Origin of the sequence: Rhodococcus sp. YH3-3 (genome assembly GCF_001653035.1) — a bacterium.
In the GTDB taxonomy this organism is placed as follows: domain Bacteria; phylum Actinomycetota; class Actinomycetes; order Mycobacteriales; family Mycobacteriaceae; genus Rhodococcus_F; species Rhodococcus_F qingshengii.
Window position 1 is genome coordinate 1,385,573 of the sequence record NZ_BCWH01000002.1, and the last position, 13,632, is coordinate 1,399,204.

Sequence of the window (13,632 nt, forward strand, 5' to 3'; positions counted from 1 at the left end):
GCGCCGTCTCCCTCGCCCACTCTCGTTTCTCTCAACTCACAGCAAGGAACTGGACGATATGAAAAGGCAGACCACGATTCCCGCAGTCATCGCCGCTGCGGCACTACTCCTTTCGGCCTGCGGAGGTAACTCCGACGCAGAGAGCAACACGTCGACCTCGGCCGGAGCAGTATCGGTCGACGACTGCAGCGATCCCAGTGGTGCCGCGGCGCCGATCACCGACAAACTCACGGTGGGGTGGAGTGGGCCGACGTCCGGCCCGCTCGCCGACGCGGTCGGCAACGTGATCGAAGGAATGCGAGCACGGTTCGAGGTCGAGAACGCGGCCGGCGGCGTCGGCGGCGTCAAGCTCGACGTCGTGGTCAAGGACGATGCCTTCTCCCCGGAGCGCGCCAAAGCCAATGTCGGAGAGTTCATTCAGAAGGACAAGGTCGACGTTCTGGGCACGTTCGGAGCAGGCCAGTTGAACGCCATCGCGGACGACCAGACCACTGCCTGTGTTCCACTGCTCTTCGCGCAGGCAGGCATGCCCGAGTTCCGGGTGATCGAAGACTTTCCGTGGACCACGGAGTATCTACCGGATCCGGGCGTCGAGATGGAGGTAGTGGTCGAAAGCCTGAAGAAGAAGTATCCGAGCGGCGCCAAGGTTGCCTTGGCCACGAACCAGACCGAGTCCGGACAAGGGATCGCCAACGGCTTCAAGTCCGCGATCGAAGGAACGAACTTCGAGATCGCAGCCGAAGAGGCGCTGACCGACCCCAAGACGGCGGCATCGACCCTCAAAGCCAGTGGCGCCGAGGTATTGGTGGTGGCCGGTGTCACCACCGATTGCCTCGCGATCACCCAGGCGATCGGACGTGTCGGATGGAAGCCCGACACCGTGATTCAACCGTCGAACTGCGTCGACGGTGCGACGCTGTATGCGCCCGCCGGTGATGCTGCCGACGGGCAGCAGGTGATGGTGTGGCTCAAGGATCCCAACAACGCCCTCTACAAGGATGACGCGGCGGTACGTGACTACCTGGCCGGTGCGGCTGCTCACGGTGCCGATTCCCCGACCAACAGCTACACCGTGAACGGCTGGGCCATCGGTGACCTGTTGGTGGACAACTTCACTCGGGCCTCTGAGTCATCCGACGGACTCTCACGCGCCAGCATCATGAGTGCCGCACGAACGCAGGACTACCACCCGCCGATGTTCATCGACGGAATCAAATTCACGATGACCGCGGACCATGCATTGGGAATCCTGGCATTCCAGCCGTTCGAGTGGAACGCCGCTACCCAGGCGTTCGAGAAGCAAGGCGACGTGATCGACATTTCCGGCCGTTACGAGAACTGAAACGAGTACGCGAATGAACAAGGCACACAGGGGATTGCACCCTCGCGTCAAGGTGGACGAATACACCTCGAAGGGGTGGTGGTCCGACGAGACGATCGATCAGGTGTTCCGGGCGCAGGTGCGGGTACGCGGTGACGAACTTGCCGTGGTTGATCCGGCGAACCGGAGCGAGTTGTCCGGCGGAGATCCGCGACGCCTCAGTTGGAACCAACTGGAGAGCGAAGTCATCGCGCTCGCTGCCGGCTTCTCCGAGGTGGGTTTGGGCCGGGGAGATGTTCTGGGCGTGCAGATGCCCAATACCGTCGAATTGGTCGAGGTCTACCTTGCAGCGTGGTCTCTGGGGATCGTGGTCTCGCCATTGCCCATGCAGTACCGCGAACGTGAAGTGGAAGGAATGGCAAACCTGGCGGCGTTTGCAGCATTTGTCACCGTACCCAGTTTTGGTGACAGACTCCCTGCTACGGAGATCGCTGCAATCAGATCCCGGATTCCCTCTCTGAGATCGGTGTTCGCCTACGCTCCCGCATCCGAGCTTCCGGCCCAGTTGCCCGCCGGTGTCGTGGGGCTGAGTCCTCGGGCGGCCACCGAAACACAGCGCAGTGAATTGGATGTACGAATCACCGAAGATCCCAACGACCCCAACGATGCGATGACGATCTGTTGGACCTCCGGGACCGAAAGCGAACCGAAGGGGGTCCCACGTTCGCACTACGAGTGGCTGGCCATCTGCTGGGCCACGATCGACGCTCCCGACATCGGAGTCGGCGACGTCTTGTTGAACCCGTTCCCGATGGTCAACATGGCCGGAATCAACGGAATGTTCCTGCCGTGGCTCCGCACGGGATGTGTACTGGTACAGCATCACCCGTTCGACCTTCGAGTATTCCTCGGGCAGATCGAGGCCGAGCGCGTGACGTACACGGTAGCGCCGCCTGCGCTGTTGTGGATGCTGCTCGCCGACGAGTCGATGCTCGCGGCGGTCGACCTGTCGAGCTTGACTCGGATCGGTTCGGGTTCGGTGCCACTGCAACCTCCGATGGTGCGGGGATGGCAGGAGCGATATGGAATCGGAGTCATCAACTTCTTCGGCTCCAACGAAGGCATCAGTCTGCTCTCCTCGCCTGCGGACATGCCGGATCCGGACGACCGCGCACGGTACTTCCCTCGTTTCGGTGTCGAGAACTTCCGCTGGAGCACCAGAATCTCGGACTGGATGGACGTTCGCTTGGTCGACGTGGTCACCGGCGAGGACATCACGGAAGTCGGGCACCCGGGTGAGTTGCGAATCAGCGGACCGACGGTCTTTGCCGGCTATCTCGGCGATCGGCCGTCTCCGTTCGACGAGCGCGGATTCCTCTGCACCGGAGACATCTTCGAGATTGCCGGTGATCACGGGCAGTTTCTCCGCTACCTGGACCGGGGTAAGGACCTCGTGATCCGCGGCGGAATGAACATCGCCCCAGCCGAACTGGAGGGATTGATCGCCGAGCATCCGGCCGTTGCGGACGTGGCCGTCATCGGCGACCCCGACGAAGTACTCGGTGAGCGCGTCGCAGCAGTGGTCACGCTGCGGCCCGAGACGGAACTCGAGCTGGACGCTCTGGTCGCGTTCCTGAAGGACAAGCGCATCGCGTCGTACAAACTTCCCGAGCGGCTGGAGATTCGGAAAGAACTGCCGCGCAATTCGACCGGAAAGATCCTCAAGCGTGAGCTTCGACAGAAGAGTGTGGCATGAGTGTGATGAACGACAGTGACAAGCTTGCGTTGGCGCGTGAGATGTTCCAGGCGTGGGACGTCATGGACTGGGCACGCGTCGTCGACCTGTTCGCCGAAGACGGTGTGCTCCACAGCGTGATGCAGGAACCTCTTGTCGGCAAGGAGGCTGTAGCGGGCCGAATTGCGTTACTGGCAAGCAAGTGTGAACGGATCACACTGAAGATCGAGTCTCTCGGCGTGATCGACGGAAGGGTATTTGTGCAGCGAGTGGACGACTTCCACTTCGACGGTACCCATGGCGTCGTTCCTGTTGTCGGAATCCTCAGCATGGCAAACGGACGGATCACCGAGTGGCTCGAGTACTACGACCGTCCGACACTGTTGGAGGGAATGGGTCTTGTCTCCGACTTCGAGTAGAGGTTTGCCGACCATCGACATCTCCCTGGGGTTGTGGCAGGACCGTCCGCCGCAGGAGGTGACCACTACCGCGCGCCTCGCCGACAAACTCGGGTTCGGCCGAGTGTGGGTGGGGGAGATGGCGACGTACGACGCCTTTGCGCTGGCGACGTCGGTCGGCGTCGGCTTCGAGTACTCCGAACTGGTGGTCGGCCCCCTCGCGGTGACGGTTCGTGATCCGGCGATGATCGCGATCGGGGCGGCGTCGGTGGCCGATCTCACCGGGCGCCACGTGTCGATCGCCTTGGGTACGTCCAGCACTGTCGTGGTCGAAAAATGGCATGGACGAAGCAGGTCCGGGGCAGCTCGGGCGCTCGCGGAGTCCGCCCGCGGTGTGCGAGCGCTCATGAACGGCGAGCGGGGCGAAGTCGCCGGAACGGTGATGCGCACCAGCGGATATCGGCTGCGACTTCAGCCGCCAGGTGGGCGGCTGATCGTTGCGGCATTCGGAGACAAGGCTCTTCGGGCCGCCGTGGAGTTGGGTGACGAACTGGTGCTCAATCTGGTGAGTGCGGAGCAGGCCGGTCGTCTGATCACTCGGTGCAAGGAAATCGCTGCCGAGTTGGAAACCGGCATGCCTTTCGTGTCGGTGTGGGCACCGGCTGCCGTCGCCGAGAATGGACCGTCACAGGTGTCGATCGATCAACTTCGACGCGGGCTCGTACCGTATCTGGCTGCTCCGGGGTACTCGGACATGTTCGTCCGCGCGGGCTTCGCTGATGTGATCGAGGCAGCCAGGGCCGGGGCCGCGCCGCGCGAGCTCTTGAGCCAGGTCTCGGACGCGATGGTGGCAACGGTGGGAATCGTCGGGACTCCGGCCGATGCCCGCGAGCAACTCGAGGCGTACCGAGCGGCGGGAGTGGACTCCGTCGTGGCCGTGCCTTCATCCACTGATTCGGATCCTGCCGGCAAAGTGACCATGGAACTTCTTGCGGAGATGGCATGACGGACCCCCGACGAACTTACTCTCAGGTAAGTTCGTCGGGGGTATGTCTAACCGAAGGAGTAGCCGTGAGTGATCGCGTTCGTGTCGAGGTAGTGCAGTCGGTGGCGTACGTGACGCTCAGCCGACCGGAGAAACTCAACGGTCTCGATCTGGACATGCTCGACGCCCTGGTGGACGCCGCTCGAACTATCGAAGCCGATCGTTCGATCCGGGGCGTGATTCTTCAAGGCGCGGGTGACGCGTTCTCGGCCGGGTTGGACTTCGCTTCTGCGGGCAAGCAGCCGAGGCGGATGGCAAAGGCCTTCGCGAAGTTTCCCGGTCAGAAGACCAACCTCTTCCAACGCGCGTGCTGGGTGTGGCGCGAATTGCCCGTGCCGGTCATCGCGGTCGTTCACGGGCACTGCTTCGGTGGGGGACTGCAATTGGCGCTCGCCGCAGACTTTCGATTCACCACCCCCGATTGCACGTTCTCGGTGATGGAGGCGAAGTGGGGATTGATCCCCGACATGACCGGAACGGTCACGATGCGCGAACTCGCGGCAATGGACGTCGTGAAACGCCTCGCCATGACTGCTGAACTGTTCGACGGAAATCAGGCTCTCGAGTGGGGGTTCGTGAGCGGAGTCAGCGACAATCCGATCAAGCCGGCGCAGGAACTGCTGTCGCAGATCGCGGTTCGCTCGCCGGACGCCGTCGCAGCGACGAAGACGTTGCTGCACAAGACCTGGAACCGCTCGCCTCGCGGCGCGTTCTGGATCGAATCGCGGATCCAACTGGCGCTGATGCGAGGCAAGAACCACAAGATCGTGCGTACAGCGAATGCTGCGAAGAAGTTGCCGGAGTTCGCCTTTCGAAAGTTCGGCTGACAAACTCCGGCATCGCGACGCCGTTGGGCGTCCACATTCAGGTCGATCACACCATCAGGTCTCGTCCTGATCGATCCTTGATGAGCATCGTGGCGACGAACGAGACCGCGGCCAGCAGGGCGAGGTAGATCGAGATGGCAAGGGTGCCACCGGTCTTGCCGAGGAGCCACTGTGCGACGGTGGGAGCAAAGGCGCCGCCGAAGATGGTGCCTACCGCGTAGGAGATCGACGCACCGCTGTAACGGATCGAAGCCGGGAACAGTTCGGCGAACAACGCGGGTTGAGGTCCGTACGACAGCCCGAGTCCGACCGAGAACAGGATCATCGCCACGTAGATCCAGCCGAGATTCCCGGTGTCGATGAGGAGGAAGAACGGCACCGCGAAGAGGACCATTGCGAGGTTGCCCACGTTCATCACCGTGGTGCGGCCGCGTCGATCCGACCAGTAGGCGCCGATCATGGTGAAAACGCCCCACGTGACGGCACTTGCGAGCGTGGCAATCAGTAGTTCGGTCTTACCCAGGCCATAGGTCTTGGTTGCGTACGCGACGATGAATCCGCCGATCACCATGTAGCCGTTGCCGTTTGTGCCGATGAAGGACAGCGCCGCGAGTACGACCTGCTTCGGGTGTTTCTTGAACAGAGTTCGGATAGGCGTGTTGCTCTCGGTGCGGCGTTCCTTGAGTTCGGCGAATACGGGTGACTCGCTGACCTTGCTTCGAATGTAGAAGCCGACGCCGATCAACACGACGCTGAGCAGGAACGGCACTCGCCATCCCCAGGTGGTGAACTGTTCGTCCGTGAGGGTGAACGTGCACAGTGCCAAAACGCCGGTGGCGAGCAACATTCCGAGCGGTACTCCCATCTGTACGAACGCTCCGAAGAATCCTCGACGCTTGGTGGGTGCGTGTTCGACGGCAAGAAGAGCGGCCCCGCCCCATTCGCCGCCCGTCGAGAATCCTTGGACGACGCGAAGCAGGATCAACAGGATCGGTGCCCAGATTCCGATCGATGCATACGTCGGCAGTACGCCGATGAGAACCGTCGCGGCACCCATCATCGCCAACGTCGCGACCAGGACACGTTTGCGGCCGATCCTGTCGCCGAGATAGCCGGCCACGATGGCACCGAGAGGACGGAAGACAAAGCTGATGCCGACCGTGACGTAGGAGACGATCTGGCCGGCCGAGCCCATCGGCTTGAAGAACAGGTCGGCAAAGATCAGGGCTGCAGCTTGGGCGTAGATGAAGAAGTCGTACCACTCGACGGTGGTGCCGACCATCGACGCCATCGCGGCGCGGTCGTATTCCTTCGCGGCGGGCTTGGTGCCAGTTCTGGTTGTGGTCATCGAGCTACTTTCTGCCAGTCACGTGGTTCACCGACACGGTGAAACTGCGAAGTCGGAACAGGGGAGAAACGCTGTTCGATCTGCGACGTTGCCGGTGTGCTCGGTGCATGCTTTTGGCTGACTCGGAGCGTTCCTGCGCGATCTCATCGTCGATATCGGCAACCGAATGATCGGTAGGTAATGAATTATGCAGAAGTGTGAGCGTCAACACAAGCGATGCCGGAAAAGTCTGATTGTTTGATGCGGAGCGTGCGAGAAGTCAGCGACTCACGTGTGGAGTGACGCCGCGATCCGCAGGTCGATTTCCCTGGCGCTGAGCAGATGGTCGAGGACGAGAACCGCACAACCGAGGATGCCGGATTGTGCGCCGTGGCTGACCGAAGCGATCTGAAGCTTTCGGGTGGCAAGCGCCGTTGCGTTGCCGTAGACGGACTCCCGAAGCCCGGCGAGGAAGAGTTCGTCCGCCTCGGCCATGTCGCCGCCGATGATCAGGACCTCGGGATTGAGGAGATTGACCGCGCCGGAAATGACGTCGCCGATCAGTCGGCCGCTGCTTCTGATGAGCCGGCGGGCTTCGCTGTCGCCGTCCAGGGCGAGGCGGACGACATCACGCACGTGACCGACGCTTCGGCCCTGATCTCGGAGGGCGTGCACGAGAGCCCAACCGCTGGCGACAGTTTCGACGCAGCCGACGTCGCCGCAGCGACACTTCATGCCCCGCGCTGCAGCGGTTTTGGTATGCCCGATCTCGCCGGACGCTCCGAGTGAACCGCGTTGGAGGACTCCGCCCATGACGATTCCTGCGCCGAGGCCGGTTGACGCCTTGATCATCAGGAGGTTGGGCGCACTCTCGCGTCGCTCGCTCAATTCGGCCAGAGCCATCACGTTGGCATCGTTGTCCGCGAACAGCGGAGCCGTGGTCACCGATGCCAGATAGGGGGCAAGCGCGACTCCGTCCCACCCCGCCATCATCGGAGAGTCGAGGCTTGCTCCCGCGGCGACGTCGACCGTTCCGGGAATGCTCAGTCCGATTCCGATGACCTCGGTAGACGCGCGGTGGACCTGGGCCAGTAGTGACGAAAGATGCTCGGCAATTTCGGGCATCAGTTCGTCGGGGCCGACCCCGACCGACTTGTCGATGTCTTCTGCCGCGAGGATCGTGCCCGCCAGGTCGGTGACGGCAAGTTGTGCCCGCGATCGACCGATTGCCACGACGAGAACCACGCCGGACGAGTTCGCGAAGGTGAGAGTGGACGGCGGCCGGCCGCCCGTCGACGGGCCCTCGTCGTCATCGGCGATCAAACCAAGCGATTGAAGTGCTGCAACCCTGGCCGATACCGCCGTCCTGGACAGGCCGGTGAGCTTCCCGATCTCGCTGCGCGTGGTTGCGGAACCGCTGCGTATCAGCGTGAATACCTCTCCCGCGGTAGCCGGAGTCGTGGACGGTCGGGTCATTGTCCTATTCAAGCATTCCTCGTCGGTAACTTCAGCGTGCGAAAGTTCGCATACTTTGTCCACAAAAAGACGTAAGTAGGTCTTGTGAAAAAGCAGAAGTAGGCATAGTCTGTGTCTTGACTCACTGCCACGGGCGTCCGAGGAGACGAGTCGCAGTTTCTGTGAAGCAGGGCGCACAAACAGGGGAGAACCTGATGAGCCGCACCGATACACAAGAGATCGTCGAGTTCGCACGTAAGTGGCAGCAGTTCGACGGTGGACCTGACGAAGAGATCTTTGTAACCTTCGGCCTCGCCCCGGACGAGTATTTCCGCAGGCTGCAGGCAATTCTCGACGACGGCGTCGTAGCGCTGACTCCGCCGGTCACCGGCGAACTCGCAACGGTCTGTGCACATCGACTCGGCCAATCGGTCAGGCGTCGATAAGTCCGACCCGGCGTCAGCCCAGAGTCACCCGAATCCGTGTCACCCGAGTAAGGAATTGAGGTCGCCATCATGCACAAGCACCTTCCGATGCCGTACCCGACCGCCGAAGTGTGGGACTGGCAGCTGCAGGGAGCGTGCCGCGGGCACGATTCCGCGGTGTACTTCCATCCGGACGGCGAGCGTGGACACGCCCGCGAGAACCGTGAACGCAACGCCAAGAAGGTCTGCGCGACGTGCCCTGTACTCCAGCAGTGCCGCGAACACGCACTCTCCGTCCACGAGCCGTACGGCATCTGGGGTGGAATGACGGAGACCGAGCGCGCAGAATATGTGCGATCGCTGCGTAAGCGCAGCAACCGGATGCCCGCGGTCGCCAACGCGAGCTGACGGTCCTTCGGAAAGGACGCCAGTGTGGCCCTCGTAGCCGGTATCGATTCGTCTACCCAGTCGTGCAAAGTCATTGTCCGTGATGCCGATTCGGGAGAGCTGGTACGAGAAGGGCGGGCGGCGCATCCCGTCGGTACCGAGATAGATCCGGCATGCTGGCTCGAGGCGATGGACAGTGCAATCGCCGCAGCGGGTGGGCTCGGCGACGTCGCAGCCGTATCGGTCGGAGCTCAACAGCACGGCATGGTGTGTCTGGACAGTGGCGGCGAGGTCGTCAGACCGGCGTTGCTGTGGAACGACACTCGCTCGGCGAAGGCTGCGACCGATCTGGTCGAAGAGCTCGGCGGACCCAAGGCGTGGGCCGACGCAGTTGGTGTAGTTCCGGTTGCCGCGGTCACGGCAAGCAAGCTTCGATGGCTCGCAGATCACGAACCCGGCAACGCCGATCGCACTGCCGCGGTGTGTCTTCCGCATGACTGGTTGTCCTGGAAGTTGGGTGGGTCCGGCTCAATCGAGGAGCTTGCCACCGACGCGGGCGACGCCAGTGGAACCGGCTATTATGCTGCCTCGACGCGCGAATATCGTAAAGATTTGCTGGCGTTGGCATTTCGCGGTCGAACCCCGCATGTTCCCCGAGTTGCATCGCCGAACGAAAAGATCGGAAGTACACGTTCCGGAGGTATTGTCGGGCCTGGCACCGGTGACAATGCCGCAGCCGCACTGGGTTTGGGGGCAGTTCCCGGTGACGTGATCATCTCGATCGGAACATCCGGCGTCGTCTCGGCTGTATCGGCCACCCCCACGCATGATCCCGGCGGGAACGTGGCAGGATTCGCGGACGCAACCGGCCTGCACTTGCCGCTGGTGTGCACTCTCAACGGCGCGCGCATTCTTGATGCGACGGCGTCCATTCTCGGTGTCGATCACGCCGAACTGTCGCGGTTGGCGTCGACGGCGCCCCTCGGAAACGACGGGCTGGTCATGATTCCGTACTTCGAGGGTGAACGGACGCCCAACCGCCCTGACGCCACGGGGGCCATGCACGGATTCCGGCTGCAGAACTCGACGCCTGCGCACTTTGCACGAGCCGCAATCGAAGGGCTCCTGTGCGGCTTGGCCGACGGCGTCGACGACCTGGTTCGTCAAGGCGTCGAGGTGAAGCGAGTTCTCCTCGTGGGAGGCGGAGCGAAGTCGCGCGCTCTCTGTGAGATCGCGCCGGCAATTCTCGGAGTGCCGGTCGTGATCCCTGCTCCGGGTGAGTACGTCGCCGAAGGGGCATGCAGGCAAGCAGCATGGGCACTGTCCGGGGACACGCAGCCGCCGGTGTGGCCGAAACCGGAAGAGCGACGATTCGACGCCGAACCAGCTCCCCACGTGCGCGAGCGCTACGCGTCGTTGCGCGAACTCACCGAAGGTGTCTGAGCGCTCCCTACAGAAGCCCGAACTTCCGCACTGCGTCGAGTAGCGCGTGCGGGCGTTCGGTCGTCGGCAGGGGATCGACGAGTGCGAACTGGCAACCGACGTCTCGGGCAGCGCCGTCGGCGATGTCGCTGTCACCGACCATCAGGGTCTGCGCCGCATCCACATCGAGTTGTGCGAGGGCGTACTCGAAGATCGCCGGTTCGGGCTTGACTGCACCTACCTCGAACGAGAGAACGAACTCGTCGACCCAGACGTCCCAGCCGCGGTCGGCGAACGCCGGACGGATGTCGAAGGCGATGTTGCTCAAGACGGCAGTGCGTATGCCCTTCTCCGACAGTGACTTCAGGACCTCGCCGGTATCCGGGTACGGCGACCACTGATCCGGATCGACCAGCAGGGCGTAGAAAGCTTCGGCCCGAACCGGATCGGGCACCCCAGACTTACTCAACACGTCGAGGTAAGCCTGACGATGCAACTTCGGATCCCGGTCGCGGTTCTCCCACGCGTAGATCCCCGCTTCGTCCATCTCCACGGTTCTGCCCACCGGCGCGGTCATCCGACGCATCAGCTCGGCTTGAGCGTGCACGTCGAGCGGATCGCCTTGGTGATCGACGAGGTGCTCGGTCCAATCGTCGCTCTCCTCCAAACGAAAGAGGGTTCCGGAGAAATCGAACAGCGTCGCGGCGATATGTCCGTCTTGATGGGCCGTGCTGTCAGTGTTCACCTCGACAGGTTATCGGCGTCCGCTTTCCGATGCGTGATGTGAGCCAGTGCACGCGTACTTTGAGAGAGCACATTTTCCGAGGTTCCCCCGACGGGCACGATTTCGATGCCCCGGATGAACCGTATTACGAGGGGGATCCTCCGTGTCCGACCACGCGAATACACCAGACCTGACGAAGCCGTCCGGCGAAGACCCCCACCTCTCACGTCAGCTGTCCAACCGGCATATCCAGCTGATCGCCATCGGTGGTGCCATCGGCACCGGACTGTTCATGGGATCGGGCAAGACGATCTCGCTCGCCGGGCCCTCCGTGATCTTCGTGTACATGATCATCGGATTCATGCTCTTCTTCGTCATGCGGGCGATGGGGGAGCTGCTGCTCTCGAACATGGCGTACAAGTCGTTCTCCGACTTCGCCGCGGATCTGCTGGGCCCCTGGGCGGGATTCTTCACCGGCTGGACCTACTGGTTCTGCTGGATCGTCACCGGCATCGCGGACGTCATCGCGATTTCCGGGTACTTCAAGTACTGGTGGCCAGGGCTCGCGGCGTGGATTCCTGCTTTGCTGACGATCGCGGCGCTGCTGCTCCTCAATCTCCCGACCGTTCGCGCCTTCGGTGAAACCGAGTTCTGGTTCGCGCTGATCAAGATCATCGCCATCGTCAGCCTGATCGTCGTCGGCATCGTCATGGTCGTCTCCGGGTTCACGGCGCCGAACGGTGCCACCTCCGGTATCGACAACCTCTGGAACGACGGCGGGATGTTCCCGACCGGATTCATGGGCTTCGTCGCCGGCTTCCAGATCGCCGTGTTCGCCTTCGTGGGTATCGAGCTCGTCGGTACGACGGCAGCCGAGGCGAAGGACCCGGAGAAGAACCTGCCGAAGGCCATCAACTCCATCCCCATTCGTGTCCTGCTGTTCTACGTCGTTGCACTGACCGTGATCATCGCGGTGACTCCGTGGCGTGAAATCAGCGCAGACAAGAGTCCGTTCGTCGCCATGTTCACACTCGCCGGCCTCGGCATCGCTGCTTCTGTCATCAACTTCGTCGTGCTGACCTCCGCTGCATCTTCGGCCAACTCGGGTATCTACTCCACCTCGCGCATGGTGTTCGGCCTTGCGCAGGAAGGCGACGCACCGAGGGCCCTCGGCAAGCTGAACTCACGCAAGGTCCCCGCGAACGCCCTGATGTTCTCGTGCATCTTCCTGCTGGCTTCGTTGATCCTGCTGTTCTCGGGCGATTCCGTGATCGAGGCCTTCACCGTCGTCACGACCATTTCGGCGCTGCTGTTCATGTTCGTATGGACGATCATCCTGGCGAGCTACATGGTGTACCGGAAGCGTCGTCCGCACCTGCACGAGGCGTCGAAGTTCAAGATGCCCGGCGGCATCGTGATGTGCTGGGTCGTGCTCGCGTTCTTCGTCTTCATTCTCTGGGCACTGACAACCAAGGACGACACCCTGCAGGCACTTCTCGTCACGCCGATCTGGTTCGTGGTTCTGGGCGTCGCGTGGGCGATCATCCGGCGTCGACCCGCTCACCGGGCACGATACGACGCATTCAAGTCAGAACTGGACGCCAGCCGACAGAACGGCGACAAATAATTTTGGTCAAGATCGGGTAACGGTGGCGGCCGCCTTGATCAAACTGTTACATTCTTCGGCAGACAGAGGAGCGGGCTTCATCAGAAGGACGCTGCACGCCGACGACTGACGGAGTACACACTGTGGGAAACCACCACCGCACGGGCAATGACGATGTTGTCTTCGAGATCGATCCCGAGGCAGCAAGCGGCCGCCACCGCACCCCGTCGGCTGGCCCTGGTGCCGGTGTCAAGGCAGGTGTCGTAGCTGCGGCTACCGGTGCACTCCTCGTCGGTGCAGGCCAGATGGGCGCAGGATCCGCTGCTGCGGCGCCGGCAACACAGACCATCGCCGGCATCGAAATCCCTCAGGGTCTGCTCCCCGAGGGCGTTGTCGTTCCGGCTGAATTGGCGGCACTTCCGGCTCTCGACATCCCCGAGCTTCCCGATTTTGCTGCCGACCTCAACACGCAGGCACAGCAGTTCCTCGCTGGGATCAACCCCGGCACCTCAGCTCGTACCGTGCAGCCGGTGTCCGGAACGCTGACCTCAACCTTCGGTTCGCGCTGGGGAGCACACCACGGTGGCCTCGACATCGCGGCTCCGATCGGTACGCCGATTCTGGCTGCAGCCGACGGCCAGGTCATCGACGCCGGCCCGGCGTCAGGTTTCGGCCTCTGGGTCCGCGTCCAGCACGACGACGGCACGGTCACCACGTACGGCCACGTCAACGACTACCAGGTCAACGTCGGCCAGCGCGTCAACGCCGGCCAGCAGATCGCCACCGTGGGTAACCGTGGCCAGTCCACCGGCCCGCACCTGCACTTCGAGGTTGCCGAGAACGGCGCAAAGGTCGATCCCGCAGCGTGGCTGCAGGCTCGCGGCGTAGCTGTCACCTGGGTCGACAACTCGTAGAAGAAACTTTCGGAGAACTGCGGTGGCGTCGGGAAATTCTTCCCGG

General features: G+C 62.6%; 13 protein-coding genes. 10 read left to right on the plus strand and 3 right to left on the minus strand.

Going from position 1 to position 13,632, the window contains the following annotated elements; translation table 11 throughout:
- Positions 1–58: 58 nt before the first annotated feature.
- The 5 genes from YH3_RS19365 (at position 59) to YH3_RS19385 (ending at position 5,326) form a co-directional block, all read left to right on the plus strand.
- The gene (locus YH3_RS19365; protein ID WP_003939841.1) at positions 59–1,342 is read left to right on the plus strand and encodes an ABC transporter substrate-binding protein; all 1,284 of its coding nucleotides are present in this window, start codon (positions 59–61) and stop codon (positions 1,340–1,342) included.
- A gap of 13 nt (positions 1,343–1,355) precedes the next feature.
- Complete coding sequence (locus YH3_RS19370) at positions 1,356–3,077, plus strand: class I adenylate-forming enzyme family protein (protein ID WP_064443884.1); 1,722 nt, start codon at positions 1,356–1,358, stop codon at positions 3,075–3,077.
- Positions 3,074–3,475: a nuclear transport factor 2 family protein gene (locus YH3_RS19375; RefSeq protein WP_064443885.1), complete on the plus strand. Its 402-nt coding sequence runs from the start codon at positions 3,074–3,076 to the stop codon at positions 3,473–3,475. Before YH3_RS19370 ends, YH3_RS19375 begins: the two co-directional genes overlap by 4 nt.
- A gap of 4 nt (positions 3,476–3,479) precedes the next feature.
- Complete coding sequence (locus tag YH3_RS19380; protein ID WP_238592654.1) at positions 3,480–4,460, plus strand: LLM class F420-dependent oxidoreductase; 981 nt, start codon at positions 3,480–3,482, stop codon at positions 4,458–4,460.
- Positions 4,461–4,525: 65 nt separating this feature from the next.
- Positions 4,526–5,326, plus strand: a complete 801-nt coding sequence (locus YH3_RS19385) for a crotonase/enoyl-CoA hydratase family protein (RefSeq protein ID WP_042451070.1) — start codon at positions 4,526–4,528, stop codon at positions 5,324–5,326.
- A gap of 46 nt (positions 5,327–5,372) precedes the next feature.
- Here YH3_RS19385 and YH3_RS19390 read toward each other — a convergent pair whose 3' ends face one another.
- Both YH3_RS19390 and YH3_RS19395 read right to left on the minus strand, forming a co-directional pair.
- Entirely contained in the window at positions 5,373–6,674 is a 1,302-nt protein-coding gene (locus YH3_RS19390; RefSeq protein WP_064443886.1) for an MFS transporter, read from the minus strand.
- Between the two features lie 267 nt (positions 6,675–6,941).
- Positions 6,942–8,129, minus strand: a complete 1,188-nt coding sequence (locus YH3_RS19395) for an ROK family transcriptional regulator (protein WP_003946405.1) — start codon at positions 8,127–8,129, stop codon at positions 6,942–6,944.
- A gap of 194 nt (positions 8,130–8,323) precedes the next feature.
- Between YH3_RS19395 and YH3_RS19400 the strand changes: the two genes are divergently transcribed.
- The 3 genes from YH3_RS19400 (at position 8,324) to xylB (ending at position 10,363) form a co-directional block, all read left to right on the plus strand.
- A complete protein-coding gene (locus tag YH3_RS19400; RefSeq protein ID WP_030534904.1) occupies positions 8,324–8,554 on the plus strand; it encodes a DUF3263 domain-containing protein in 231 nt (76 codons plus the stop codon).
- 69 nt (positions 8,555–8,623) lie between these two features.
- Positions 8,624–8,941 (plus strand): WhiB family transcriptional regulator, encoded by a 318-nt coding sequence (locus tag YH3_RS19405; RefSeq protein ID WP_003946343.1) that lies wholly within the window; start codon positions 8,624–8,626, stop codon positions 8,939–8,941.
- Between the two features lie 24 nt (positions 8,942–8,965).
- Complete coding sequence (xylB, locus tag YH3_RS19410; RefSeq protein WP_064443887.1) at positions 8,966–10,363, plus strand: xylulokinase; 1,398 nt, start codon at positions 8,966–8,968, stop codon at positions 10,361–10,363.
- 7 nt (positions 10,364–10,370) lie between these two features.
- On the opposite strand, the gene YH3_RS19415 is transcribed toward xylB, so the two are convergent.
- A complete protein-coding gene (locus tag YH3_RS19415; RefSeq protein WP_007727677.1) occupies positions 10,371–11,087 on the minus strand; it encodes an HAD family hydrolase in 717 nt (238 codons plus the stop codon).
- Between the two features lie 142 nt (positions 11,088–11,229).
- Between YH3_RS19415 and cycA the strand changes: the two genes are divergently transcribed.
- The gene (cycA, locus tag YH3_RS19420) at positions 11,230–12,693 is read left to right on the plus strand and encodes a D-serine/D-alanine/glycine transporter (protein ID WP_064443888.1); all 1,464 of its coding nucleotides are present in this window, start codon (positions 11,230–11,232) and stop codon (positions 12,691–12,693) included.
- Positions 12,694–12,815: 122 nt separating this feature from the next.
- On the plus strand, positions 12,816–13,586 hold the full coding sequence (locus YH3_RS19425; RefSeq protein WP_064443889.1) for a M23 family metallopeptidase: 771 nt from the start codon (positions 12,816–12,818) through the stop codon (positions 13,584–13,586).
- Positions 13,587–13,632: the final 46 nt, after the last annotated feature.

Coding starts and splice junctions, on each gene's coding strand:
- YH3_RS19365 (WP_003939841.1), top strand. CDS start 59: ATGAAAAGGCAGACCACGATTCCCGCAGTCATCGCCGCTGCGGCACTA.
- YH3_RS19370 (WP_064443884.1), top strand. CDS start 1,356: ATGAACAAGGCACACAGGGGATTGCACCCTCGCGTCAAGGTGGACGAA.
- YH3_RS19375 (WP_064443885.1), top strand. CDS start 3,074: ATGAGTGTGATGAACGACAGTGACAAGCTTGCGTTGGCGCGTGAGATG.
- YH3_RS19390 (WP_064443886.1), bottom strand. CDS start 6,674: ATGACCACAACCAGAACTGGCACCAAGCCCGCCGCGAAGGAATACGAC.
- YH3_RS19395 (WP_003946405.1), bottom strand. CDS start 8,129: ATGACCCGACCGTCCACGACTCCGGCTACCGCGGGAGAGGTATTCACG.
- YH3_RS19400 (WP_030534904.1), top strand. CDS start 8,324: ATGAGCCGCACCGATACACAAGAGATCGTCGAGTTCGCACGTAAGTGG.
- YH3_RS19405 (WP_003946343.1), top strand. CDS start 8,624: ATGCACAAGCACCTTCCGATGCCGTACCCGACCGCCGAAGTGTGGGAC.